This is a genomic window from Sulfurimonas sp., from assembly GCF_041563035.1.
GTDB lineage: Bacteria > Campylobacterota > Campylobacteria > Campylobacterales > Sulfurimonadaceae > Sulfurimonas.
Genome location: NZ_JBFFNS010000011.1, coordinates 1 through 26,113, shown reverse-complemented (window position 1 = coordinate 26,113; position 26,113 = coordinate 1). Strand labels below are relative to the sequence as shown.

The window sequence follows — 26,113 nt, the reverse complement described above, 5'->3', positions numbered from 1 at the left end:
AAAAAGGACTAGTCATGAAAACTGTAACGTACAACAATCAAAACGTTTTTACATCCAAAGTAGTCTGTGTAGGTCGAAACTATGTTGAGCATATAAAAGAGCTTGGAAATGAAACACCAGAGAGCATAGTCCTTTTTAATAAGCCAAATTCTGCCATAAGTGATGAGCTATATTATTTTAGTGAATACACAAGATTTGAAGCTGAAATATGCTTTTTAATCAAAGATAAAAAAATAGCAGGTGTCGGTTTTGGACTTGATCTTACAAAGGCAAATATCCAATCATACTTAAAGTCAAAAAGTCTTCCTTGGGAGAGAGCAAAAGCTTTTGACAGCTCTGCTGTTTTTAGTGAGTTTGTAGCTTTTAGGGGGGATATTAAAAAGCTCAGTCTATTGCTTTATATAAATGAGAGAGTTACTCAAGAAGCGACTTACGACCTTATGATACACAAACCTCTAGATATTTTAAATGAGATTGAATCTTTTATGTCGCTTGAAGACAATGACATCATAATGAGTGGTACTCCAAAGGGTGTTAGTAACTACAGAGTAGGTGATGTCTTTGTCGGAAAAGTGTTTTACGGTGATGAACTACTTGTTGAGCGGGAGTGGGTTGTTAAAACTTATAACTAGCGATGGCACGAAAATAAGCGACGTCACTCTTGGTGCTTGTGTAGGTAAGATTTTCATATCTTAGATATATAGAAGCTTCTTTAGTGAAGAAATGTTTAAAGTGAAAGTAATAAGCATTAAACCCATCACCTCTTGGATCGTTTACCTGAGTGTTTGTGAGCCTAAATCCAAGTTCACTTTCATGTGAACCTAGAGGAAGATTATAAGTGCTTTTTAGCATCCAAGTCTCAGGTTTATAATTTCCTCGACCATTGGCTATCATGGAAGTTGTATAGACCTTAGCAAGACCGCCATAACCTTTAACTATTCCACTAACACCGAAGTTCTGAGAGTAGTTGATAGATATCATCCAGTTCTCTGTATCGACTGAAGTCCTTATTGCTAAAAGATTTATATCGTCTCCACCGTTTTTATTCTGTGTAACTGCAAATTCTCCGCCATCACCACTATTGAAGTATTGAGTACCTATACAAAATAGGGCATTATTGTCAACAGATATCTCATAGTCGGCTTGTGCAACAAAGGTTGAGTAGAGTTCAGGTGCATAGTAGTAAAATACCTGAGTTTTAAGTCCATTAATACCTGTGTAATGAAGTGACAACATACTGATTCCGCTATCTCCAAACTCACCACTGGCACTTTCTTTTTTGTATGAGTCCGATGTAAATGAGCGAATAGCATTAATATGGTAGAGTTGAACTTTCATATCTTTTATACTCTCACCCGTATATGTAAAACCTTGGTAACTCCATGGAACTATCCTTGTTGTATCATCATTCATCATCGGGGTTTTAAGCATGAAATTACCCAGTTTCATAATTCTGCTCTTTGTTTTATATGCAAGAAATGACTCACTGATGGTTGTAAGAGATTCACCATTTTTATCGTTGTTAAAAAGAGCAGTGGTGACCTTGTTTAGACTATCTCCAACAGGATTTGACGTGTGAAACCTTACAGATGCAAAGAGTGGATTTTTAGTATCGGTAGTATATTTTAGATATCCGCCGAGAGCCGTAGCATAGGCATCAGGAGCTGTTTTACTGGTAATATCGTAGTAAAACAGTTTTATTTCGGCATCAATATTGCCTTTGGAGAAAGCTTCTTCTGCTTTTGAGTCCGCTCCGAGAGTAAGAGTTATAAATATTGAGAGTAAGAGACTGAGCTTATATTTTGGCATAATCAAATCCCTATAGAATCAACAATAACCAAGCCGTTCCAACGGTTAAAAAAACGAGAGTGTTAATAAGAGTGATGATACCGCCGACTTTATAGATCTCTCCAGGTTCCAAGTAACCGCTACCAGCATATATAACGTTTGCAGAAGATCCTTGAGGAGTTATTATAGCATTGAAATTTGTCGCAAAAAGCAGCATTAGAGCCATCAGCTCAGGTGGTACGCCCGCTGTTATGGCAACACTTAAAAATACAGAAAAGAGTGCCAGCATCTGAGCCGTCTGAGATACAAAGAAATAGTGAATCAGAACATAACTAATAGTAAGACCTACATACACAACAGGCCAGCTAAATCCAACAACTATGTCAGATATATGCATACCAACCCATCCCATAAATCCTAGCTTATCAAGGTATACACTCATTGAAAAAAGAATAGAGAACCAAACCAGGGTTGAGAGTGCATTGCCTTCGCTCCTCATATCATCAAGTGTAAATATATTTGTTACCATCAAAACACCGAGTCCTAAAAATGCAACAGCGGTTTTGTCAAGTCCCCAACTGCCTGACATTACCCATAAGAAGACCATTCCAAAAAAAGTAGCGGCCATAATAAACTCATTTTTATGAACAGGACCCATATGGTCTAACGCTTCTTGAGCTATCGCAGGAGCTTCCGGTGTCTCTTTTATCTCTGGTGGGTAGATTTTAAAAATAACCCATGGAACAAGAAAGAAAAGAATCAATACGGGTAGTGAAGCTCCAAGAGCCCAAGAGGCATAAGTGATTTCTACGCCAAAGTCTCCGGCCATCTTGGCACCTGCAGGATTTGCAGCCATAGCCGTTAGCCAAAGGGTCGAAGATAGTGTAAGTCCCGCCATCGAGGACATCATAAGGAATGAACCAAGCTTTTTGCGGGTTCCATCTGCTATCTTTGAACCGCTATCAACCGCAAGAGCATTTACTATAGGGTAGAGGACACCGGAGCGAGCTGTATTACTTGGAAAAGCAGGCGATATGAACATATCTGCCGCTATGATTGAGTAGGCAAGACCGAGACTTGATTTACCAAATCTCTTGATAATCAAAAAAGCGATTCTTTTACCGAGACCAGATTTAATAACTCCTCTGGCAATTAAGAAAGCAACAATGATAAGAAGTATAAACTCTTCTGAAAAACCGCTGTAAGCTTGGTCGGTTGTGAGTGTACCTGTTAAGACAGAGACAGATAAGGCTAAAATAGATGAAGTGAATATCGGCATTGCTTTTATTATTACGGCCAGTATAGAACTGATGAAGATTGCAAACAGATGCCATGCTTGTGGTTCAAGACCACTTGGAACAGGCGAGAACCATATTAGTGTCCCAAAAGCAAAAATAAACAGTTGAAGATAGTGTTGCTTTATCGTTTGTGAAGGATGATGTGACATAATTAACCTTTAGTTTTTTCAATTAGAGCTATAAGATTACTCATCTATTTACCAATAGCATTGTCTAATACAGCGATAGCGTTGTAATAGTTATAGTAGTCAATCACTAGAGCTGATTTTGCATCTATATATCCTTGTCTAGCTTGTTGCAGTTCTATGTAGTCTGATAAACCGTGTTCGTATCGTTTTTGAGCTTGGTCAAATTTCTCTTTGGAGACCTCTAAAAGACTTTGAGATAATTCTACAGAGTCTTTTATCTTATATACGTTTATAAAAGCTTGCGTAGTCTCTTTTTTAATTGAGAGTTTAGAGTTTTGAAGTTGTGTTTGAGATATCTCTATCTGGATTTTTTTCTCTTGTGTAGATGCAGAAGTAGCTCCACCCTGATAGATGTTCCAGTCAAGGTTTACAGCAGCCTTCCATTGATCTTTTGGAGTAGTGCTTTTAAACTTATCAGCTTTTTGCTTAGTATAGTTTGCGGCAAAATATAGCTGAGGGTAATAGTCAGCTAAAGCTGATTCACTTGAAGACTCTGCTGATTTAATATATGAAATAAATTGCTTTATTTCATATCTGTTTTCATATGCAAAATCTATAGATTGATTAAGATTTAAATCATAGTCGCTTAAAGATGAGTATATGTTTTCTAAAACCAACTCTTGTACATATACTTTATACTCTTTATTTGTTTGCATAAAGCCAATAACTTGATCTAGTGAAGCATATGAGAGTTTGAGATTGTATAGACTTTTTTTCAGGTCTAGTCTTGATTTTATCAACTCAACTTTAGCATCTGAGACATCTATTTTTGTTCTTATTCCAGCTTCAAAATACTTTTGTGAGCGGTATAGTTGAATCTCATTTAATTTTACATTTTCTCTATTAACATTTATTAGTGCTATAGACTGTAGCACTTCATAATATGCTTGTTTAACATCTCTTTTTTTGTTTGATATCTTTTGCTCATTAGAGTTTAAATAAGAGTTTGAATCGTATTTAAACTTATCAACACTACCGCCAGTTTTGCCAAAATCATATATGATCTGTTTGAGAGACAGTTGCCCAAGTAAAAGAGAATCACTAACCATATCATCAGGATTTGTAGGTATGTCACTCATACCTAATTGTCCAGCAGCAACGCTCAGATCAACTTTTGGAAGGTAACCTGAAAATGCTTCGTCATAACGACTTTGAGATGCTTTATACTCGGATGCACTTATCTTTAAATCAGGAGAGTTCTTAAGTGCTTCTAGGATTAAATCATCTACTGTGTATACATCCTCTGCATGTAGACTTAAAACTAGTAAAAGTGTAGTTAATATCTTTAACATTATATTGACTCCCTTCTTATTATTTCATCTTCAACACTAACGAATTTCTCTCTCATAGTCTCTAAAAGTACATAAAGTACAGGAACAAAAAGAGTAGATATAAAAGTCGCAGCAATCATACCAAACATCAATACAATACCTATAGACATCTGCGTAATAGCACCTGCACCTGTTGCAAAAGCAAGAGGGATAATACCAAACATAAAAGAAAGGATTGTCATCATAATCGCACGAAAACGCAGTGTGCCTGCATTTATAGCAGACTCAATTATACCGATACCACTCTCTCTTTGCTCTTTTGCAAACTCTACGATGAGGATAGCATTTTTGGCGGCAAGTGCTACGAGCAAGACCAGTCCGACTTGTGCAAATGTGTTAAGAGGAAGACCCACAGTGTGAAGTCCTGCAACCGCACCGGCTATAACCATAGGAACAGATAGCAAGATCATAAGTGGCAGTATCCAACTCTCATATTGGGCTGATAAAACTAAGAATACAACAAGAAGTACAAAAATAACTACATATATTTGAGCATTTCCCGCTAATGTTTCTTGGTAACTCATTCCAGACCACTCATAGCCGTAGCTTGGAGGAAGAACTTTTTTAGCAATATCATCCATTGCCTGCATTGCATCCCCTGAACTATATCCTGGAGCTGCAGCTCCATTTATCTGGATGCTTCTATACATGTTATAGTGAGTAAGGTTTTGAGGACCTATTATCTCTTTTACATTAAGGACTGCATTGAGTGGAATCATCTTATCAAATGCATTTTTAACAAAGAGTTTGTCAATATCTTCTTTAGAACTTCTATACTCTTTGTCTGCTTGAACAAATACTCTAAAAACCTTACCAAATTTTGTAAAATCATTGACATATATAGAACCTAGATAAGCTTGCATTGTAGTAAATAAATCAGACATATTTATACCAAGAGCATTCGCTTTTGCTCTATCTATCTCTATATCATACATAGGATAGTTTGTCGCAAATGTCGTAAAAGCATAAGCAATTCTTGGATCTGCAAATGCACCTTTTATCATCTCACCTGCAAAGTGCTCAAAAGTCTCTAAGTCACCTGACAGGTAGTCTTGAAGTCTAAAGTCAAATCCACCTACATTACCGACACCTGGAATACCCGGCATATTAAATGCAGCAATGTTTGCTTCACTTATACCTGCTGTTTTTTGTTTTATCTGTTGTATGATTCCAAAAACACTGGTTTCCTTAGTTGTTCTCTCACTCCAGTCTTTAAAAGATACGAACATAGCTAGAGCAGAACCGTCTAAAGATGATGTGATGATGTTGTAGCCCTCTATGGCTACAATATTTTCTACGCCTTCAATATCGTAGATAATAGCTTCAACTTCTTTTCTTACCTTTATCGTTTGAGATATTGACGTACCTGGTTTTAGATTTACAGAAACCATACAGACACCTTTGTCCTCTGATGGAACAAAGCCTGTAGGAGTTATGGCAAATAGATAGTATGTAAGATAAAAAATACCACCCATAACTAAAATCATAAAGTATCTCAATTTTACAAGAAGTGTAATAAGGGCTTTGTATTTTGAAGTTAAAAAATCAAAAAAGAGATCGAACTTTTGAAAAAGAATAAACTTCTCTTCGCCTTCTTTTCTTCTTTTTATGATAATTGCACTAATAGCAGGAGATAGTGTAAGAGCATTTAGAGATGATACTAAAACAGCAAATGCAATAGTAAGCGCAAATTGCTGATAGAGAGCTCCGGTTATACCTGGCAGAAGAGATACTGGGATAAATACAGCAACTAAAACAAGAGTAGTTGAGATAATCGGTCCTATAAGTTCTATCATTGATTTTTTAACAACCTGAGGCATCGTTAGTTCAGGTTCTCTATACATAATTACCTCAACATTCTCAACAACGAGTATGGCATCATCAACAACAATACCAATAGCGAGAATAAGTCCAAAGAGCGTTAAGAAGTTTATACTAAATCCACCTGCAAGCTCCATCGCTGCAAATGCACCTATAAGTGAAACTGGAATAGTTACAGATGCTATGACAGTTGGTCTCCATGATCCTAAAAATACGAATATAATAAGAATAACAAGTCCTATAGCCATAAACAGGTTTGTTACAACGTTATCTATTGCTACCTCAACATATTTAGTAGTGTCATAAGGGACTGTATATGTTACACCGTCTGGAAAACGACTCTCAAGTCTTTTAAGTGTTTCTTCTACTTTTTTACGAATATCAAGAGCGTTTGCTTCACCAAGTTGATACACACCGATAAGCCCAGTCGGTTTTTTAGCACTAATGGCATTCCAATCATAGCTTTCACTGCCAAGTTCTATTTTAGACACATCACTGAGATGTATCAGTGAGCCATCTTCTTTATATTTTAAAACGATGTTTTCAAATTCATGAACTTCACTTAGACGTCCTTTAGTTGTCAGCGTGAACTCCTGTTTTTGATCATCAAAGGTAGGGTTTCCACCTACTTTACCTATCGAAGCTTGTTTGTTTTGTGACTGAACAGCTTGTACAACTTCCATAGGAGTCATATTTAAAGATTTTAGCTTGTCAGGATTTAACCAGATACGGATCGAATATTTTTTCTCACCCATATTTTCAGCTTTACCAACACCCTTAATCCTTTTTACCTCATCTAAAACATTTATGTTTACAAAGTTAGATAAAAAACTACCGTCATATCTTTCATCACCGTTAATAGCAATAATACAGACTAAGGATGGACTTCTTTTATCAACTATTACGCCTTGTTGAGTAACTTCAGAAGGCAGAGAAGCACTCGCAGTAGAAACCTTGTTTTGAACATCGACGGCACCGATATCTATGTCGTAACCAGGTTCAAAATATACGTTTATGCTTGAACTTCCACTTGATGCAGAAGACGAATCCATGTATATAACACCCTTGATACCATTTAGTTTATCTTCTAGTACACGAGTAACAGTTTCTTCAACAACAAATGCATTTGCACCAGTATAAGTAGCAGATACATTTACTGTCGGTGGTGCTACATCTGGATACTCTGATATAGGAAGGACAGCCATTGATACCAGACCCGCAACAATAATTATTAACGATATAACTATCGATAAAATAGGTCTTTTAATGAATGTTACTGAAAACATTTTTATTTACTCTTTGGAATAAGCTTGTTTTTTTCTAAAACAGCTTTAATCCCCTGCGTAGACGATACATCTGTCGCTTTAATAGCACGACCTGGCTTTAATTTAACTAGAGCAGATACTATAACTCTATCCCCGTCCTGTAGACCAGTTTTAACGCTTACATAATACTTTGTAGAGTAGTCAGTCTCAATATCAGCTCTTTTAACTTTATTATCTTTATCTACAACATATACATAAGTTCCGAGTTGATCTGAAAATATCACTTCAGGTGGAATCATTAAAAAGCTGTACTTATCGTTTATAAATAGGTTCACATATACAAAAGTGCCGGGTAAGACTTTTCCATCTGGATTAGATATGGTAGCTCTCATACTAATTGTTGAAGTAAGAGAATCGACTACATTATTTGAAAAGTCTACATATCCATCAAGTCTTATAGTTTCTCTTTGACCATTTATTTCTATGAAGGCATCTGGTTTTTCTTTATTTCTATATTTTTCAAATAATCTTACATCATTTTGTGAAGGAGAAAAATAAGTGTAAATAGGATCAACGCTCATAATAGTTGTAAGAAGTGTAGACTCTCCTTGTCCTACAAGGTTTCCAATATCAACTCTTCTTGCACTTGTTTTACCACTAATTGGAGCACGAACCATTGTGTAGCTAAGGGAGAGTTGTGCTTTTTTAATTTCTGCTATATCACCAGCAATAGCAGCTTTTAATCTTGCTTGTTGTGCCTGGTATTGTTCAAGTGTCGCGCGAGGAGCTAAACCCTCTTTGACAAGTGGCTCATATCTTGAAACATCAGCATTCGCCAGTTTTAATGAAGCCTCATCTTGAGCTTTTTTAGCCTTTGCTGCATCACGAGCTGCTATATACTCATCTTGCTCTATCATAAAGAGTTTTTGACCCTTTATGACTGTATCACCATCTTTAAAGTATATTTTTTTAAGTATGCCTGGAACTCTTGCACGAACTTCTTGGTCAGAACTTGCTTTTGTAGTACCGGTGTACTGCTTCCATATAGGAATAGGTTCTTTTTTTACTGTAATTGTATTAACACTAAGTGGTGGCATCTCTTTTTGAACTTGCTTAGGTTTATCGTTTGAACATGAGCTAAAGAGAAAGAGGGAGGAGAGTACTATTGTACTTATAAGTTTCGTTTTCATTTGTTGCCTTTAATTATAAGTAATTGTATCAGTATCTAGCTAAATTGTAAAATACATTGTATCTGACTAGAGTTTTTTCTGTAGGTCTTGGGTATCTACTATAAGCATATTCTATTGTCTCCTTTGTAGTGTCATCAAGAACATAATAACCACTTTTTTCTAAAAACTTAAAATCGCTCATATCTCCATTAGGGTGCAGGTAAAATTCTATAACATTACTTCTATTTACGTTTAAATCTCTTGGAAGATTTACTCTTGCCACACGAGTAAGAACTTGCTGAGTTATTCTTCTCATTATCTCTTGATTGTCTAAGATGTATTTTTGTTGCCCTGGACTTAGTTTTCCGAACTCATCACCATAAAGCTCTTTGATGTTTTGATTTATACTACTTTCACTATGTGTCTTTTTTTCTTGCTTCTCTTCCTCTTTAGAAGACTTGTCTTGAGATAGCATAGCGTATAGTGGATCTACAGGTTTTTTAAGCTCTTTTTTTGGTTCTTCTTTAGTAATATTTATATCTTTTTCTGGAGCCAGTGCTATATATGGCTTTTGTGGTAATGGTTTTGTTTTTGGCTCTGGTTTAGATGCTGGCTCTGGCTCAGTTACTTTTGGCTTTGGATTTAGCTTTGGTTTTTTAACAGCTTTTTTTGGCTCATATTTAACTGGTGGCTTAACGATTTTTTTAAGCTGTGAGCCCTTTGGCATTGGTGGAGCTATAGTAGAAGGTTCTATTTTCTTTTTAATATCTCCAGATTTTTTCTCTTTTTTAGGCATCTCTTTCAGTGATACTTTAATCTTTTGTTCTTGTGGTTTAACCGGTTTTTTTATCTCCGAAACAATTGTGCCAAGTAGCCAAAAAATCAATATAAGCAAAAGGTGTATGAGAAGTGCCACAAATAAAGCAAAAGAGGATCTATTCAAATTGTTCCGTTCATTTTAATTTTAAATAATTTCAACGATTATAACTAATATATATTAATGAGCTATAGGTTAGTCAAACTAATACATTTCTTTAGATATAATAACAAAAAAATTATTTTAAGGTCTTTAAATGAGTACAGAAGCATCGTCAAAAGCATTTGAACAAGCACAAAGTTTAATCCCAGGTGGAGTTAACTCTCCAGTTAGAGCATTCTCAAGCGTTGGTGGAACACCACTGTTTATTACTGAGGGGAATGGCGCTTATTTAACTGATATTGATGGCAACAAATATGTTGATTATGTACAGAGTTGGGGACCACTTATTTTTGGTCATAGAGATGAAGCTATTGAAGCAGCAGTTATAGAAGCTGTTAAGCACGGGCTTAGTTTTGGTGCTCCTACGCAGGCTGAGACAGATTTAGCTCAGCTTGTTGTATCTATGTTTGACTCTGTTGATAAAATCAGGTTTGTAAGCAGTGGAACAGAAGCAGTTATGAGTGCTATTCGTCTAGCTCGTGGTTTTACTGGACGTGATGATATCGTTAAGTTTACTGGTTGTTATCATGGTCACAGTGATGCACTTTTAGTTGAAGCAGGAAGCGGTGCAGTGACTTTTGGAAACCCAAGTTCACCAGGTGTACCAGCTGATTTCACTAAGCATACTCTTTTAGCTACATACAATGACATAGAAAGTGTAAAAAAATGTTTTGCTGATTCTAGAGATATCGCTTGTGTTATCATCGAGCCAATCGCTGGAAATATGGGTCTTGTTCCTGCAGATAAAGAGTTCTTAGCAGAGCTTAGAAAGATCTGTGATGAAAATGGAACTCTACTTATCTTTGATGAAGTTATGAGTGGCTTTCGTGCATCTATAAACGGTGCTGAGTCTATCACTGGTACAACTCCGGATATTATCACTCTTGGTAAAGTTATCGGTGGCGGTATGCCTGTTGGTGCATTTGGTGGGCGAGCTGAAATAATGGCAATGCTTTCTCCAGAGGGACCAGTATATCAAGCAGGTACACTTAGTGGAAATCCAGTTGCAATGGCAGCAGGGCTTGCAGCACTTAGTAAACTAAAGAAAAATGCACCTGTAATGAATGTTTTAAATACTCGTGCTAAAAGACTTGTAGAAGGTATGAAAGAAGCCGCAACAGAGTGTGGAGTTACTATGCAGATAGATACAAGAGGAAGTATGTTCGGTTTCTTCTTTAATGAAGCACCTGTTAAGAACTTCGCAGATGCTTGTAACTCAGATGCTGAATTATTTGCTAAGTTCCATGCCGGAATGATTAAAGAAGGTTTCTACTTTGCTTGTTCACTTTATGAGACAGGTTTTATATCAACAGCCACTACTGATGAGATGATTGAAGATACGATTAAAGCTAGCGCGAAAGTGCTTAAGGCAATTACAAATGGCTAACAATGTGAATGGTGAAGTCGTCGTAGATGACTCTCTTGAAAAAATAAAAAATAGATTAGATGAAAAAGAAAATCATAAACCCAGAGTGAAGCCTATTATTGAAGCTGCTGACAGTCTCTCTCTTGGAATCTCTATGGTTGTTGCTGTTGCTATGGGTGTAGGTATTGGTTACCTTCTTCGTAGTATGACAGGGATAGGGTGGTTGTTTTGGGTTGGTATTGCTATAGGTATCGCAGCGGCAATTTTAAATGTTTATAAAGCATACTCAAAACAATACAAAGCATATGAAGAACTGGCTAAAGAACCAAGGTATGCTATTAAGAAGAAATTACAAGAAGATTCCGAAGATGATGAGGATTATGGTGAAACAAAGTATTAAACTTATTGCTATATCAGAGCTTCTGATTGTAGCAACTTCACTTTTTTCATTTAGCTTTTTCATCAATCTGCAGATTGCTTTTTTAAGCAGTCTGTTTATTATTTTAGGTTCTTCATACGCATATAGAAAAATGGTTGATACCCAAGTCGCATCTGATATGGTTGATGAGAAGAGAGATATTTTAGATGAGATAGAAGATCCGCATGAACTCTATGAGGAAGATTCTATAAACTACGCTCCCGTAGAAGAGCTAGACCTAAGAGCTATTGTAAAAGAAGAGAAGAAAAAAATAAAAACTTTTAGTCTTGAAAGTATGAAGCATGGGGCTAAAGGTAGTTCTTCACTATTTAGACTCGTACCATATCTATTTTTGGTTTTAGGTTTTATCGCACTTAAAAACAATCAACTTCTAGATATAGCTATATACTTGCCGTCTTTGCTTGTTGGAATAGTAATTGGTTCTATGAGCGGTAAAGAGCTTTTCTCTATTGAGAAATAGCTCTTAAGAAGTAATCATTGGTATATTAATAGTTATTTTCTTTTGTATATCTATGTAGAAGTTAGTACTTGATGCAAAAACTTCTAGTTCATCAGCTTTTTGCTGATTAAGATTTTCTGCCTTTATTTCAATAGAAAAGATACTATATTTTTTACTTTCAAACTTTATATGTTCCCCAACTCTATAAAATATCTTAGTATTTATTGTATCGTTGTTTTCAAAACAAGAATAGATCTTATTTAGAAGTTTTATGAACTTATTTGTGTTTATAATAATCTCTGGAATAGTTGGATCAAACTCTTTTGTATATTTTATACTAGAACTAATAGAGTTTGTTGATATACATAGATCTACCAGTGTATAGATATTTGTCATTTCACCAACAGGTTTTGGGTTGTTTAGTTTAAATGACGGAGATTGATAGAGCTTAACCCCTATCTCATCTTCGTTTTCATAACCAACAGTAAGAGCAAAAAACTTATATCTACCAAATTCAAGCTCAAGAAAAGTTGTTTTAAAACCAAAAGATACATTTGCGTAAGTTGTAGTGAGCTCAAAAAGCTCATTTGTTGAAGCAGCACCTAAAAGAAACTGTGCTTCAGCGTTTAGTGATAAAATCTTTCCATTGGAACTAAAGATTATGAAAGGATTGTAATCATATTCTAGCCATTGCTGCTCAAAAGTCATTAGTATTATTCTTCTATATAACTTTTAAGTTTTCTACCCACTTTAGGATGCTTAAGTTTCTTAATAGCACTTGATTCGATTTGACGAACACGCTCACGAGTAACGCTAAGTTCTTTTCCGATTTCTTCTAAAGTTCTATCACTCTCATCATCCATGATTCCAAAACGAAGTTTTATAACAGCTTTCTCTCTTTCGTTTAGTTGTTCTAATACGCCTTCGATTTGAACTCTAAGATCATCTTTTAATATAGCATCTGAAGGAGATATAGATGATTTATCTTCGATGAAGTCTCCAAATCTACCATCATCTTCATTACCAATCGGCGCCTCAAGAGAGATTGGTTCTTTTGTGATTTTAATAACGTTCTTAACTTTCTCAACAGATAACCCAACTTCTAGTGCAATCATTTCTACATCCGGCTCTTTACCATGTTCTTGAAGATGTTTACGCATGATTTTGTTAATACGGTTAATAGTCTCAATCATGTGAATTGGGATACGGATAGTTCTAGCCTGATCAGCAATAGCACGAGATATAGCTTGACGAATCCACCAAGTAGCATAAGTTGAGAATTTATAACCTTTTTGGTACTCAAATTTATCAACAGCTTTCATTAGACCGATATTACCTTCTTGGATAAGGTCAAGGAACGGTAACCCACGATTTGTATATCTCTTAGCAATAGAAACAACAAGTCTAAGGTTTGACTTTGCCATTTTTGTTTTAGATATCTCAGAAATATTTTTACCACGCTTGATTTGCTCTAAAATATCAAGTAGCTTTTCTGGTTCCATATCAAAACTGTTTTTTGAAGCTTCTTTTGTTTGAACAAGTTTTTTGATTTCCATATATGTACTAACCATTGTAGCTTCTGGAACCATACCCGAGATGTCTTCTTTTGTTAATTCACAAATTTTCTCTACTAGAACTTTGTGATTAGCTTTTAGTGTTGCATTGAAAAGTGGTAATTTATACTCTAATCTTTTAAGCTCTTTGTCGTAACCATCATCAGTCTTAAGTGCAGTTTCCATTGCTTTAACAAGTTCATTGATAAGTTTAGAAGTTGGGCCTAGTTCTAAAAGTTTCTCTTTTAAAACTGATTTCTTGAAAGTCACACTAAGAAAGTATTGAACTATGTCTTCTGTAATATCACCATCTAAATCTTCTGGTGCTTTTTCAGCAAGTTTTATCCACTCTTTTTTAGCTTTTTCGAGTGCTTTAAAGCTAAGTGTTACTTTTTCAACTCTGCTTTTATCTTTAGCAGTCAGTGTCTTGCTTTCATCTTCAACTTCAACGTCAACATCAGTAGTTTCCGCATCATCAGCATCTTCTTTTTCGTCCTCAAAGCTTTTAAAAAGCTCTTTAACTCTTCTTTCACGGTTGATGAGAGGTTCTTTATAGTCAAGAATAAATCTAATTAAATAAGGCACAGAACATATAGCATCAATTATTATACTTTCTCCGCCTTCTATCTTTTTAGAAATCTCAATCTCTTCTTCTTTAGTCAGAAGAGGGATTTGTCCCATTTCACGAAGGTACATACGAACTGGAGAGTCTGAACGAGACCACTCAAGAAGTTCATGCTCTTTTAAGATATCAAATTTATCTGATTCATTATTAGCAAGCATTTTTCTTTGTGCGTCTTTTCTGGCTTCAGCTTCTCTGTCATTTAGCTTTTTAGCATGTTCACTGGCTGTATAAAGACATGTTTTATGCTTTAGCATAAGCTTATGAATGTTTTTAGCTTGAGCCGTTGTCGGCTGTTTATCAAAAAGGTCAATTAGAGATTCATAAGTTCCACAATCTTTAGATTTGTGATCTGCAAAATATGAATCTATAGCTTTGTTGAGTTCTTTTGCTGTCATATTAAAATATGCCTTGATATTTAAGATTTTTTAAAGATTGGATTATACCGAGATTATTTTACATGAAGCTTAAACTTTAATAATTTATTTTTGGAACACACTTTGCTTTTGCTAAAACAGATATGCGAAATAAAGGGATTTTATGCAAAGCGGATATTATAGTTCAGCAGCTGGTATGGTTACTCAGTTTAACCGTTTAGATACCATAGCTAATAATCTTGCAAATGTTAATACTGTAGGATTTAAAGAAGATAACCTGATAGTAGGTGATTTCCAGCGTCTTTATAAAGAAGCAAGAGATGAGCTGCCTAATGTAAATCATTCAGAGGATGGAGCGCAGTTCTTAAACAGAGCAATGACTAAAGCTCCTCAGGTTGTAGACTCCTATACAGATTTCAGTGTAGGAAATACTCAGCAAACTAATAATGATATGGATTTTGCACTCTCTAGGGAAGGTTTGTTCTTCTTGGTTAAGACACCCCAAGGTGTCAGGCTGACTAGAGATGGTTCTTTTACAAAAGATGATGAGGGAAAACTTATTACAAAGAGTGGCTACGAAGTTTTACCAAATGATTATTTTGAAGCTGGTGGAAATATAACATTTAACGAAGATGAAAATATCATAAAAGTAGATAAGCATGGTCAAATGTATAAGAATATTCCAAACAGTGTTAATCTAGTACAAGGCTCACACCTGTTTATTGCTCAGCCTGATAATGTCGCTTTTCTTAAAAAAGAGGGTGATAATCTCTATAGATATGATGGAATGACAGATCTTAAATCTCTTGATCAGACTGAAGCTGTTATGCAGGGTTTTGTAGAAAAGAGTAATGTTAATGCTGTAAAGATGATGACTCAGATGATAGAAACAAATCGTCTGGTTGGTATGTATCAAAAAGCTATGGATACGCAGATGAACGACATGAACCGTGACGCAATAGAAAAATTAGCTAAAAAAGCTTAAGGAGTTAGATTATGATGCAATCACTTTATACTGCCTCTACAGGAATGTTAGGGATGCAGACACAGATAGATACAACAGCAAATAATATTGCCAATGTTAATACAATAGGCTTTAAGAAATCTCGTGCAGAATTTGCAGACCTAATGTATCAAGTTACAAAATATGCCGGGACTGCTACTAGTGATGTAACAAAGAGTCCAACAGGTATAGAAGTGGGTCTTGGTGTAAGACCAACGGCAATAAATAAGATTTTTTCAGAAGGAAGTCTTAAACAAACAGATAATCAACTAGATATTGCTATCACAGGTAGAGGTTTCTTTAAGCTTGAGCTTCCTGATGGGACTGAAGTATACAGTAGAAATGGTGCTTTTAAAGTAGATGACAATGGAAGTATGGTTAACAGTGACGGCTACAAATTGATTCCTGAAATAGTTATTCCACCAGATGCGACAGATATCAGTATCGGTACAGATGGTACTGTTACAGTTGTTCAGCCTGGGCAAACTCAAGCAACTCAAGTTGGTCAAATAACATTGACAAACTATATTAATCCGGCAGGACTTCACTCCCTTGGTGACAATCTCTTTATTGAAACAGATTCTTCTGGTCAACCAGTTGAAGGTACCCCAGGTGTTGATGGTCTAGGGATTCTTAGACAAGGCTTTGTTGAACTTAGTAATGTTGAGCTTGTAGTTGAGCTAACAGACCTTATTACGGGGCAACGTGCATATGATTCTAACTCAAAAGTAATCACTACAAGTGATGAAATGCTACAAACTACGAATAACCTGAAACGATAGTAGATACTCCCCATTAAGTATTGGTTTTCCAATACTTAAGTCTTGCTTTTTATTTGATTTTATTATAACAATATTGCTATATTTTTAGATATAATAAATTAAGATATTCATATAATCATTGTTAAAAGGGGCATTTATGAAATCAATATCAATTAAAATGAAGATGATAATACTTATCATCTCAACCGTTATAGCAGTTTCCATAGCAATAATTTTGCAGTCCATATATGGTATTAATGAAATGACTGAAAATAGCGTTTCAAAATATAAGCAAGAAGCTTATCAAAATAAAGAACTAGAGCTTAAAAACTACGTTAGTGTAGCGATGAAGTCTATTGAATCTTTTTATACCAGAACTTCTAAAGAAAAAATAAAAAAAGAAGTTGAATCTGAATTAAAAGAGCAGACGGACTTTTTATTTAGCATTATTCAAAAAGCTTACGAAAAAAATAAAAATACAATGCCTAAATCAGAGTTGCAAAAGCACTTAATGCATGTTGTTGCATCTGCTAGATATGGTGATAGCGGTTATTTTTGGATAAATGATAAGTCTCCAAAGATGATAATGCATCCAATTAAACCATCTCTTGATGGTAATGACCTGTCAACATTTAAAGATCCAAACGGGGTGTATCTTTTTAATGAAATGGCTAAAGCTGTCGAGTCAAACAGTGAAGGCGTTGTTAACTATCATTGGGCTAAACCTGGCTTTGAAAAGCCACAGCCAAAAGTTTCTTACGTTAAGAGATTTGAGCCTTATGGTTGGATAATCGGTACTGGTGCTTATGTGTCGGATGTTACAGTAAAAATGAAACAAGAGGCATTGAAGACAATTGCAGAGATGCGTTTTGGAAAAAGTGGATACTTCTGGATAAATGACACTACACCGAAGATGATTATGCACCCGATAAAACCAGATCTTGATGGTAAAGATTTATCAAATGTAAAAGATCCAAACGGTATTTTTCTTTTCAACGAAATGGCAAAAGTTGCAAAAGCACAAGGAATGGGTAAAGTTGAGTACAGTTGGTCAAAACCTGGTTCAGATAAACCGGTGCCTAAAATGTCATACGTGATGCTTTTTAAAGAATGGGGTTGGGTAGTCGGTACAGGAGAGTATGTAGATAATATAGAAGCAAAGATTCAACAGATGCGTGATGATTCAAATGAGCAAATTATTGCATCAACTACTCAAATTGTATTAACGTCTATGCTTTTAGTATTTATTATTACTTTGATAGTTAGTTTTGCTGCAGATAGAGCAATTGTTAAACCTATTAGAAATATTCTTGAAGTTACAGAAGATTTAGCAGTAGGAGATGGAGACTTAACAAAAAGAGTTATAGTTGAGAGCAACGATGAGATACGGGATGTTGCAAATAATATAAATAAGTTTATTCAAAAGGTTCACGAGAGTGTAGATGGAGCTAAGAAATCAAGTTTTGAGAATTCATCTGTTTCAAATGAGCTATCATCTACTGCATTGCAAGTTGGAACTAATGTTGAAAAATCAGTACAAATTGTAAATGAAACTACCGAACATGCAACCAAAACACATGCACAAATACAGATAGCGATAGAAGATGCAAACAAGTCTAAGCATGAGATGCTTGAAGCAAACGAGATGCTAAATGGTGCCAGAGATGAAATTGTAATGTTGACATCAAAGGTTCAAAGCAGTGTTGAATCTGAAGTTGAATTAGCGCTTAAAATAGAAGAACTGTCCAAAGATACGGAGCAAGTAAAAGATGTGTTAATTGTTATCTCTGATATCGCTGAACAAACAAATCTGCTAGCTTTAAATGCTGCGATAGAAGCTGCACGTGCAGGAGAACATGGTCGTGGGTTTGCTGTTGTTGCTGATGAAGTTAGAAAACTTGCAGAGAGAACACAAAAATCATTATCAGAAATTAATGCAACTATCAATATAATCGTTCAAGCTACAAATTCTGCAAGTGACGAAATGGGTAAAAGTTCTAAGCAGATGGAAGAACTTTCACATATTGCTTCAGAAGTTGAGAGTAAAATAGAGCTAACTACTGATATTGTAAACAAAGCTACAGAGGCAAGTGACAAATCTGTACAAGATTTTGAGCATACCGGCAAGCAGATTGATTCTATTGTTAGAGGTGTTGAAGAGATAAACACAATATCATTAGAAAATGCAAGAAGCGTAGAAGAGATTGCTAGTGCTGCTGAGCATCTAAATAATATGACAGATGATCTGTCTACTAAGCTAGAGCAGTTTAAAACATAAGAATAGAAGGATTAACATGGCAGAATTTAACGGGTTACAGTACTCTTTATTTATTTTAATAGTTTTGCTTTTGATTAGCGTTTACTTTAATATTAAGCAGAGGCAATTGGCTAAGCAGCGTGGGGAGAATGACCTCATGCTTATAAAGAAAGCCTACTTTGATCCTGTTACTAATTTGCCAAATAGAAATAATGTTGATATCATCATAAGTGAGCAGATAGCAAGAGCTGCCAGACACAAAAAAACTTTTATAGTAGCTGCAGTTAAAATTATAAACTATCATGAAGTCAACCTAAGATCAAAAACACGTGCCAAGGAACTAATTATTGAGTCTGGCGATAGACTTCTGAGTTCTATCCGTAATGAGGATATGCTATCTAGAATCTCTGATAATGGTTTTGTAATAGTGTTTAACGAGTATCTTGAAGAAGAAAATTCAAATATAATTTTTGAAAGAATAAACACTCTTTTTAATCAAAAATTTGAGGACGATAAAGGATCTTTAGATATTAAAATCAGTATTGGAATAAGTATATATCCGGATCATGCAGCAGATTCAAACGCTTTAATCAATGATGCTATACGTAAAGCTTTAAACTAATACCAATCTCATTTTGGATATAATCGCAAAAATATTTTAAAATATATCTAGGATTTTATATGCAAAAAGCAAATATTGATGGAAAAGTTTGGACTTTTGGGAAAGACATTGACACAGATTTAATTATCGCTGCTCGTTACCTTAACACATCTGTGCCAGAGGAACTGGCAAAACATGTAATGGAAGATGCTGATCCAGAATTCGTAAATAATATGAGCAAAGGTGATGTTATAGTAGCCGGTGAAAACTTTGGTTGCGGTAGTTCAAGAGAACACGCACCAATAGCACTTAAAGCTGCTGGTGTTGCTGCAGTCATCGCACCAACATTTGCAAGAATCTTTTACAGAAATGCATTTAACATGGGTCTTCCTATATTTGAACTGCCAGAGAGTGCAGAGATCAGTGAGGGTGACGAGGTTAGTGTTGATATGAATGCAGGTACTATCACAAATAAAACTACAAATAAATCATACAACTTCATTCCAATTCCAGAATTTATGCAAGAACTTATAGATGCTGGCGGATTAATGAATTTTGCACAGAATGAGATTAAAGGTAAATAATGAAAAATTACAAAATAGCACTTATTAAAGGTGATGGAATAGGTCCAGAAATTATTGATGAAGCAGTTAAGGTTTTAGACGCTGTATCTTCATGTTGTGGTTTTCACTTTGAATACGAAGAAGCTTTAATGGGTGGTTGTGCCTATGATATTACAGGCGATCCACTTCCTCAAGAGACAATTACTACTTCATTGAACTCTGATGCTGTACTTTTTGGAGCTATCGGTGGAGAAAAATGGGATTCTTTACCTCGTGAAAAAAGACCGGAGAGCGGACTTTTAAGATTTCGTAAAGAGCTGGGTGTTTATGCAAACTTACGTCCTGCTGTAGTATATAATGAACTTATTAATGCATCATCACTTAAGCCGGAGATTATCAAAGGCGTTGATATAATGGTAGTTCGCGAGCTTATCGGTGGCATATACTTTGGGGAGCCTAAAGGCAGAACAGAAGATAAAGGCTGGAATACTATGGTTTATACACGTAGTGAAATAGTTAGAATCGCTCATCATGCTTTTAAAATCGCACAAAAAAGAGATAAAAGAGTTTGCTCTATTGATAAAGCAAATGTTTTAGATGTTTCTCAACTTTGGAGAGATGTTGTTACTGAAGTATCTGCAGAGTATCCAGATGTAGAACTTTCTCACATGTATGTTGATAATGCTGCCATGCAACTTGTTTTAAATCCAAAACAGTTCGATGTAATGCTTACAGGAAATATATTTGGTGATATATTAAGTGATGAAGCTTCTATGCTTTGTGGTTCTATCGGTCTTTTACCATCTGCATCAGTAGGTGATAAAATAGGTGTTTATGAGCCTATTCATGGTTCAGCTCCAGATATTGCAGGTCAAGGTATCGCAAACCCGATTGCTACAATTGCTTCTGCTTCTATGATGCTTAGATATGCTCTTGGTGAAAAAGAAGCTGCTGATAAAATTGACAACGCAATTAAAAAAGCACTTAGTGAAGGATATAGAACGCAAGATCTGGCACAGTTTGATGCTAAAGAAGTTTGTTCAACTAGCGAAATGGGTTCTATTATCGCTAACTATATTGCAAGATAGAAATAAAAAGTTTATATGCAAACTCTTACATTAGCTAATATTTATGAGCTACAAGGTCTCAAAGAGGAGGCCTTGGAAATTTACAAAGAAATTTTAAAAAAAGATCCTTCAAACGGTGATGCTAAAATTGCCGTTAGAAGACTTTCAGGCATGAGAAAAAAGTTTTTAAATGTAAATACTCAGATGAAAGATTTTTTCATAAAAATGGAAGCAGATGTCGAGTTTAACGAGTTTGAAAGGTGGTTATTAAAGTCATGGAACTAAAAGATGTAATACTATCAACTTTGGCAGAGATGGAAGATAATGAAACGACAAAAAAAGTTTTAAATAGTTCTATTAAGCCTAAAAAAATAGAAAAAACAGAAATCTCTGAATCAAAAACAGAATCTTCGATACCAACACCTTTAATGAAAGAAGATAGAGTTGCAAAAGAAAATAACTCCTCTTCAGTTGATGGTGAGATTTTATTTTTAAAGTCTTTAAGAGAGAGACTTCTTGTGCTTTTTGAAGGCTTTCAAGCACCAAATAACACAAACATAGAAGCTAAGGTAGATATGACTCTAAACTTTTTAGAGTATGCATTAGCTACAATAGATTTAAGAGCAGAGCAGTTAGAAAAAGGAAAACTAAAGTGAGTCAATACAGAGTTCTTATAGATGCAAATGACGAAAAAGGTCTGGTTCATAAAGTATCAACAGTTTTTTTCAACAATGATTTAAATATATTATCAAATAGTGAGTTTGTTGATAAAGAAAATAACAAGTTCTTTATGAGAAGCGTTGTAGATGGAAATATAGATTTAGATAACTTAGAAGAAGCTCTCAAGGAAGTTTTGCCTGACACAGCAGGAATAAAACTAATAGAGCCCAAAAAGAAAAATATTATTATAATGGCTACTAAAGAGCTTCATGCACTTGGCGATATACTTATCCGTCATGAAGCTGGTGAACTGGATGCAAATATTTTAGCCGTAATATCTAACTATGCGGACCTTGAATCTTTAGTTACTAAATTTGACATTCCATATATTACTGTTTCTCATGAGGGATGTGAGCGTTTAGAACATGAACAAAAGATTATAGAGTGTATAGACAGTTTTAAAGATGTTGATTACATCGTATTAGCTAAGTATATGCGTATTCTAACTCCTAGATTTGTAGAGACTTATGAAGATAAAATTATAAATATACATCACTCTTTTTTACCTGCATTTATTGGTGCTAATCCTTACAAGCAAGCTTATAACAGAGGTGTTAAGATTATTGGTGCAACGGCACACTTTGTAAATAATAACCTTGATGAAGGTCCAATAATAGCTCAAGAAGTTATACATGTTGATCACGCTTACAGCTGGAGAGATATGCAACGTTCAGGTAAAGATGTAGAAAAAGTTGTTTTATCACGTGCTTTGAAACTTGCTCTTGAAGATAGAATTTTTGTTTATGCAAATAAAACAGTGATATTCTAGTGTTCAATCTAGTTTTGGTAAATCCACAAATCCCCAATAATACAGGTGCTATAGGACGTTTATGCGTAAACGCAGGTGCATCTTTGCATATAATAAAACCCATAGCTTTTGACATAGATGAAAAAGCAGTTCGCAGAGCAGGGCTTGACTATTGGGAAAAGTTGGATTTACATGTATGGGAAAGCATTGAAGAGTTCTTTCAGATGAATGAAATTACTGATAATGCTCATTTTGCAACAACAAAAACAGATAGACCATATTTTGATGCTGAGTTTAAAGAGGGTGATTTTATCTTCTTTGGAAGTGAGACAGCGGGTATTCCTGAAGATATTTTAAATGCGCATAAAGAGAAAAATATAACAATACCGATGACAAAGGATGGCAGAAGCCTGAATTTGGCTATAAGCACAGGAATAGTTTTATACGATGCAATAAGACAAAACCATACTCGTTTTAAGGAGATTTCATGAGTGTTCTAGTTGATGGGATGATGGTTGTTCTTTTTATTATATTCATGGTCTTTGTTTTTGGCGGCTACCATAAAAACAAATCTGCACAAAGAGAAGCAGGCTTCAAAAGAGACGAAGAAAAACAAAACAAAAACAATAAAGAGAGTGAGTCTTAAAAAACTTTACTCGCCCACATTTCAATAGAATTTTCAAATCTTTCAAATAGACTTTCTGCATTTTTAATAATCATTGACATTTCATATCCTTTATTTAATATGACATATACTACTCATTTTAGAAGATAAATATAAAAAGTATGGCATTTTGTCATAAATATTTTGACTTTATTGCAAAATTCTATTATAATCTATAAAAATGTGGGAGAGATGTCATGAAAAATTTTTTGGAAATTGTTGAAGAAATTAAAAGTATAGTATCTTCTGAGTTTAACTCTAAAAAAATATTTGATAAAGATGTAGCTGATGTATTAGGTATATCTCAAATGAATTTTGCAACTATGAAGAAGAGAAATAAGGTTCCATTTGGAGAACTTATGGATTTTTGTGCAGCAAGAAGCATATCAATTAACTGGATGCTATATGGTCAATCACCGGAAAGTCTCGTAGAAGCTACAAATAAATTTTATATGGTTAAATACTTTAGTGATGTAAATGCTTCAGCAGGTGGTGGAGCAGATGAGCAATGTGAAGAGATAGAAGAACTTGAGCTTCCTGAGCAGTTTGTATTTATGCTTGGCGGTGAGAGTGAAATGAAAAATATAGAAGCTATCAATGTTTCAGGTGATTCTATGGAACCGACTTTTAGTTATAATGATATAGTATTTATAAATCGAGCTAAGACTGACCTCCAAAGAGGTGGTGTTTTTACTATTAGAACAGAAGCGGGACTCTTTATTAAACGTGTTCAAAAAAGAATAGATGGAAAAATAGATATAATATCTGATAATCAAGTGTATTCTACGCAAACTCTCGAACCTAATGAAATAGAAGTAATAGGTAGAGTAGTTAGTAGATTTGGTGATGTAGATTAAGATATGGAAAGATAATTTGAGATATGTTTTTTTAGTATTATTTGCTTTAGTCTTTGCATCGTGTTCTTCAAAAGAACCTGTTGCAGTAAAGCAAAAGCAAGAAGTTGATAAAGAAGTAAAGCCTAAAAAAGAGCCCGATAAAATTATAGAGATTAGTGATTTAGTAAACATCCCTCAAAATGTTGAGTTTTTTACGCGATCTCTAGATATAAAAACAAAAACTTACAATATTCAAAACAAATATGAAAAGTACTATTTTAATGTCTGGAATGATATAGAGCCTAGAGAGAGCTTGGAAGATGTTAAATGGCCATTTAATGCATATAAGGCTGGTGATAGTTATGGTGAGAACTTTCAACTTTTAAAGCAAGAGTTTTTTGATGAGATGTTTGATAATGCTAACTTCGATAAGTATTCGACACTAAATGCTAAAGCTATAACCCTAAGGCATGTAAATATAAGAGCTTTTCCCACAATAAAACCACTTATAAGGGATCCAAAAAAAGCTGGAGAAGGCTTTCCTTTTGATTATCTTCAAAATAGCACACTGCATGCAAATAAGCCACTCTTTGTATCTCACTACTCAAAAGATAAGGAGTGGGTTTATGCTTTTAGCAGTTTTACTTCCGGTTGGATAAGAGCCAGTGAGATAGTTTTTTTAAAAAAAGAGCATACAGACTCGTGGCAAAAAGCGCAACAAATATTTTTTGTAAAAGAAAACACACCTGTCTATAGTGAAAATGGAAACTTCCTTTTCTCATCTAAAATAGGGATGATGCTGGCATTAATATCTGAAGATGATAAAAATTTTACGGCCTTAGCTGTTTCTTCTTATAAAAATTCTACTCCAATGTTCGAAAAAGTAAAGATATCTAAAGATATAGCAAGAAAAGATATTTTAAATCTAGACAGAGAATCTCTTACGAGTGTAATGGGTGAAGTATTTAAGAGTAAATATGGCTGGGGTGGCATGTATGGTCAAAGAGACTGCTCTTCGATGCTTCGTGATATGTATGCACCATTTGGTATATGGCTTCCTAGAAACTCATCTCAGCAAGCTAAAGTAGGAAAAATAATTAACTTAGAAAATTTGTCAGATAAAGAGAAGCTATCTATTATTAAAACTCTAGCTATTCCTTTTCAAACTCTACTGTATAAAAAAGGACATATAGTCCTTTATGTGGGTACTTTTAATAATGAAATAGTTGTTTTTCATAACACATGGGGAATTAAAACTAAAAAAGATGATATGGAGGGCAGGTTTGTAGTTGGTAAAACTGTTTTTAGTACTTTAAGACTTGGTGAAAATTTAGAAGATTACGATAAAGATGGTGAAATACTTGGAAATTTAAAAAGTATGAATATTTTAACTAAGTAGTTAAGGATTTATGCTTTGATATCCAAGAGTGAACCTAGCATCTGATCTTGAGTTTTTATTGCAGTTACATTTACTGCGGTAGCATCTTGAGCGATAATTTGATTTGGAATTTCTTTAGCTAAATCCGTTTGACTTGTCTTTGAGCCTGTATTATCAGCTTTTCTTGTATTTGCACTCACAGAACTTTCGTTGCTTGACATTCTAGTATCTGATGGAATAAAAGCACCGGTGTTAACATTCGCCACATTATTAGCACTTGTGTTCATCATTGTCTGATGGGCTTGTATAGATGATACATTGCTTGATATATTCATAATTGGTTCCTGTTTGAAATAATAAAAAGTCTCCAAGGCCAAGAAAATGACTTAGGAGACATTTAGGCTACTATTCCTAACACTCATTATAATACTATGTTTCTGAAAGTTTGTTTATATATTAAAAGTAGATGTAATAGCATCTGGTACATTTGACCAAGATGCTATTGGTTATATATTTAGTGTAGATCAGCGTTAAGTTTGATCTCTCTTGTTGAGCGAGAAGCTGTAGTCTCTCCAGTTAAAGAGTTTTGTCTAAAGTGAAGACCATTTAGACCTGCAAGACTCTTACCTTTGAAAATTTCACCTTCAATATTTAGGTTTTCATTTACTTCTTTGATTTTTATAAGTTCTTTAGGATTGATTCCTACTTTTGTACCTTCTAAAATTGCTAAACCAGCATCTATAATACAACCGTCGCCTAAAGGAATACCACAAGTAGAGTTTGCTCCTAAGAGTGTATTTTTACCAATAGAGATAGGGTTGCCGTCAGTTCCACTTAGAACACCAAGGATAGAAGCACCACCACCTACATCAGAGCCTGC

27 protein-coding genes are annotated in these 26,113 nt (G+C 34.8%); 17 read left to right on the top strand and 10 right to left on the bottom strand.

Translation table 11 applies throughout. The features are described 5' to 3' along the window. Nucleotides 1-14: 14 nt before the first annotated feature. Nucleotides 15-632 (top strand): fumarylacetoacetate hydrolase family protein, encoded by a 618-nt coding sequence (locus tag ABZC13_RS08475; protein ID WP_373002387.1) that lies wholly within the window; start codon nucleotides 15-17, stop codon nucleotides 630-632. Here the strand turns inward: ABZC13_RS08475 and ABZC13_RS08470 are convergent. The 6 genes from ABZC13_RS08470 to ABZC13_RS08445 are packed head-to-tail and all read right to left on the bottom strand — an operon-like array spanning nucleotide 616 to nucleotide 9,803. Continuing rightward, nucleotides 616-1,809, bottom strand: a complete 1,194-nt coding sequence (locus tag ABZC13_RS08470) for an OprD family outer membrane porin (RefSeq protein WP_373002383.1) — start codon at nucleotides 1,807-1,809, stop codon at nucleotides 616-618. The two genes, ABZC13_RS08475 and ABZC13_RS08470, sit on opposite strands and share 17 nt — an antisense overlap. Nucleotides 1,810-1,819: 10 nt before the next feature. Next, entirely contained in the window at nucleotides 1,820-3,235 is a 1,416-nt protein-coding gene (locus ABZC13_RS08465; protein WP_373002380.1) for a DASS family sodium-coupled anion symporter, read from the bottom strand. A 44-nt stretch (nucleotides 3,236-3,279) separates the two neighbouring features. After that, the gene (locus ABZC13_RS08460; RefSeq protein ID WP_373002377.1) at nucleotides 3,280-4,566 is read right to left on the bottom strand and encodes a TolC family protein; all 1,287 of its coding nucleotides are present in this window, start codon (nucleotides 4,564-4,566) and stop codon (nucleotides 3,280-3,282) included. Further along, on the bottom strand, nucleotides 4,566-7,712 hold the full coding sequence (locus tag ABZC13_RS08455; protein ID WP_373002374.1) for an efflux RND transporter permease subunit: 3,147 nt from the start codon (nucleotides 7,710-7,712) through the stop codon (nucleotides 4,566-4,568). Before ABZC13_RS08455 ends, ABZC13_RS08460 begins: the two co-directional genes overlap by 1 nt. 2 nt (nucleotides 7,713-7,714) lie before the next feature. After that, nucleotides 7,715-8,881 carry an efflux RND transporter periplasmic adaptor subunit gene (locus tag ABZC13_RS08450; RefSeq protein ID WP_373002370.1) on the bottom strand — a complete coding sequence of 389 codons (1,167 nt, stop codon included), beginning with the start codon at nucleotides 8,879-8,881 and terminating at the stop codon, nucleotides 7,715-7,717. Nucleotides 8,882-8,909: 28 nt separating this feature from the next. Further along, nucleotides 8,910-9,803: a hypothetical protein gene (locus ABZC13_RS08445; RefSeq protein WP_373002367.1), complete on the bottom strand. Its 894-nt coding sequence runs from the start codon at nucleotides 9,801-9,803 to the stop codon at nucleotides 8,910-8,912. Between the two features lie 130 nt (nucleotides 9,804-9,933). Here ABZC13_RS08445 and hemL point away from each other — a divergent pair, with 130 nt between their 5' ends. From hemL to ABZC13_RS08430, 3 genes are read left to right on the top strand one after another with little or no spacing between them, the layout of a single operon-like run. After that, nucleotides 9,934-11,226, top strand: a complete 1,293-nt coding sequence (hemL, locus tag ABZC13_RS08440; protein WP_373002364.1) for a glutamate-1-semialdehyde 2,1-aminomutase — start codon at nucleotides 9,934-9,936, stop codon at nucleotides 11,224-11,226. Next, complete coding sequence (locus tag ABZC13_RS08435) at nucleotides 11,219-11,605, top strand: AtpZ/AtpI family protein (protein WP_373002360.1); 387 nt, start codon at nucleotides 11,219-11,221, stop codon at nucleotides 11,603-11,605. Before hemL ends, ABZC13_RS08435 begins: the two co-directional genes overlap by 8 nt. Next, nucleotides 11,589-12,104 (top strand): hypothetical protein, encoded by a 516-nt coding sequence (locus ABZC13_RS08430; protein WP_373002357.1) that lies wholly within the window; start codon nucleotides 11,589-11,591, stop codon nucleotides 12,102-12,104. The genes ABZC13_RS08435 and ABZC13_RS08430 overlap by 17 nt, the downstream gene beginning before the upstream one ends. Before the next feature lie 3 nt (nucleotides 12,105-12,107). Here the strand turns inward: ABZC13_RS08430 and ABZC13_RS08425 are convergent, their stop codons facing one another. Together ABZC13_RS08425 and rpoD are read right to left on the bottom strand one after the other, a co-directional pair. Further along, the gene (locus ABZC13_RS08425) at nucleotides 12,108-12,791 is read right to left on the bottom strand and encodes a hypothetical protein (protein WP_373002354.1); all 684 of its coding nucleotides are present in this window, start codon (nucleotides 12,789-12,791) and stop codon (nucleotides 12,108-12,110) included. Between the two features lie 5 nt (nucleotides 12,792-12,796). After that, the gene (gene rpoD / locus ABZC13_RS08420; RefSeq protein ID WP_373002351.1) at nucleotides 12,797-14,656 is read right to left on the bottom strand and encodes an RNA polymerase sigma factor RpoD; all 1,860 of its coding nucleotides are present in this window, start codon (nucleotides 14,654-14,656) and stop codon (nucleotides 12,797-12,799) included. Between the two features lie 142 nt (nucleotides 14,657-14,798). Here rpoD and ABZC13_RS08415 point away from each other — a divergent pair, with 142 nt between their 5' ends. The 13 genes from ABZC13_RS08415 to ABZC13_RS08355 all read left to right on the top strand — a co-directional run bounded on the left by ABZC13_RS08415 (nucleotide 14,799) and on the right by ABZC13_RS08355 (nucleotide 25,254). Further along, nucleotides 14,799-15,620, top strand: a complete 822-nt coding sequence (locus ABZC13_RS08415) for a flagellar hook-basal body protein (protein ID WP_373002348.1) — start codon at nucleotides 14,799-14,801, stop codon at nucleotides 15,618-15,620. 11 nt (nucleotides 15,621-15,631) lie between these two features. Beyond that, a complete protein-coding gene (flgG, locus tag ABZC13_RS08410) occupies nucleotides 15,632-16,420 on the top strand; it encodes a flagellar basal-body rod protein FlgG (RefSeq protein WP_373002345.1) in 789 nt (262 codons plus the stop codon). 136 nt (nucleotides 16,421-16,556) lie between these two features. Beyond that, entirely contained in the window at nucleotides 16,557-18,677 is a 2,121-nt protein-coding gene (locus ABZC13_RS08405; RefSeq protein WP_373002342.1) for a methyl-accepting chemotaxis protein, read from the top strand. Nucleotides 18,678-18,693: 16 nt separating this feature from the next. Next, complete coding sequence (locus ABZC13_RS08400) at nucleotides 18,694-19,278, top strand: GGDEF domain-containing protein (RefSeq protein WP_373002339.1); 585 nt, start codon at nucleotides 18,694-18,696, stop codon at nucleotides 19,276-19,278. Nucleotides 19,279-19,337: 59 nt separating this feature from the next. Next, the gene (locus ABZC13_RS08395; RefSeq protein WP_373002336.1) at nucleotides 19,338-19,841 is read left to right on the top strand and encodes a 3-isopropylmalate dehydratase small subunit; all 504 of its coding nucleotides are present in this window, start codon (nucleotides 19,338-19,340) and stop codon (nucleotides 19,839-19,841) included. Then, entirely contained in the window at nucleotides 19,841-20,908 is a 1,068-nt protein-coding gene (leuB, locus tag ABZC13_RS08390; RefSeq protein ID WP_373002333.1) for a 3-isopropylmalate dehydrogenase, read from the top strand. Before ABZC13_RS08395 ends, leuB begins: the two co-directional genes overlap by 1 nt. A 15-nt stretch (nucleotides 20,909-20,923) precedes the next feature. Next, nucleotides 20,924-21,172, top strand: coding sequence for a tetratricopeptide repeat protein (locus ABZC13_RS08385; protein ID WP_373002330.1), 249 nt, complete (start codon nucleotides 20,924-20,926; stop codon nucleotides 21,170-21,172). Further along, on the top strand, nucleotides 21,163-21,543 hold the full coding sequence (locus ABZC13_RS08380; protein WP_373002327.1) for a hypothetical protein: 381 nt from the start codon (nucleotides 21,163-21,165) through the stop codon (nucleotides 21,541-21,543). Before ABZC13_RS08385 ends, ABZC13_RS08380 begins: the two co-directional genes overlap by 10 nt. Next, nucleotides 21,540-22,376: a formyltetrahydrofolate deformylase gene (gene purU, locus ABZC13_RS08375; RefSeq protein ID WP_373002324.1), complete on the top strand. Its 837-nt coding sequence runs from the start codon at nucleotides 21,540-21,542 to the stop codon at nucleotides 22,374-22,376. Before ABZC13_RS08380 ends, purU begins: the two co-directional genes overlap by 4 nt. After that, nucleotides 22,376-22,846, top strand: coding sequence for a tRNA (cytidine(34)-2'-O)-methyltransferase (locus ABZC13_RS08370; RefSeq protein ID WP_373002321.1), 471 nt, complete (start codon nucleotides 22,376-22,378; stop codon nucleotides 22,844-22,846). The genes purU and ABZC13_RS08370 overlap by 1 nt, the downstream gene beginning before the upstream one ends. After that, entirely contained in the window at nucleotides 22,843-23,001 is a 159-nt protein-coding gene (locus ABZC13_RS08365; protein ID WP_373002318.1) for a hypothetical protein, read from the top strand. The genes ABZC13_RS08370 and ABZC13_RS08365 overlap by 4 nt, the downstream gene beginning before the upstream one ends. Nucleotides 23,002-23,216: 215 nt before the next feature. Further along, a complete protein-coding gene (locus tag ABZC13_RS08360) occupies nucleotides 23,217-23,876 on the top strand; it encodes a S24 family peptidase (protein ID WP_373002315.1) in 660 nt (219 codons plus the stop codon). 16 nt (nucleotides 23,877-23,892) lie between these two features. Continuing rightward, nucleotides 23,893-25,254 carry an SH3 domain-containing protein gene (locus tag ABZC13_RS08355; protein ID WP_373002312.1) on the top strand — a complete coding sequence of 454 codons (1,362 nt, stop codon included), beginning with the start codon at nucleotides 23,893-23,895 and terminating at the stop codon, nucleotides 25,252-25,254. Between the two features lie 8 nt (nucleotides 25,255-25,262). On the opposite strand, the gene ABZC13_RS08350 is transcribed toward ABZC13_RS08355, so the two are convergent. Next, nucleotides 25,263-25,568, bottom strand: a complete 306-nt coding sequence (locus tag ABZC13_RS08350; RefSeq protein ID WP_373002309.1) for a flagellar basal body rod C-terminal domain-containing protein — start codon at nucleotides 25,566-25,568, stop codon at nucleotides 25,263-25,265. A gap of 179 nt (nucleotides 25,569-25,747) precedes the next feature. Beyond that, nucleotides 25,748-26,113, bottom strand: a 366-nt coding sequence (locus ABZC13_RS08345) for a DapH/DapD/GlmU-related protein (RefSeq protein WP_373002306.1), incomplete at its 5' end; no start/stop codon positions are given.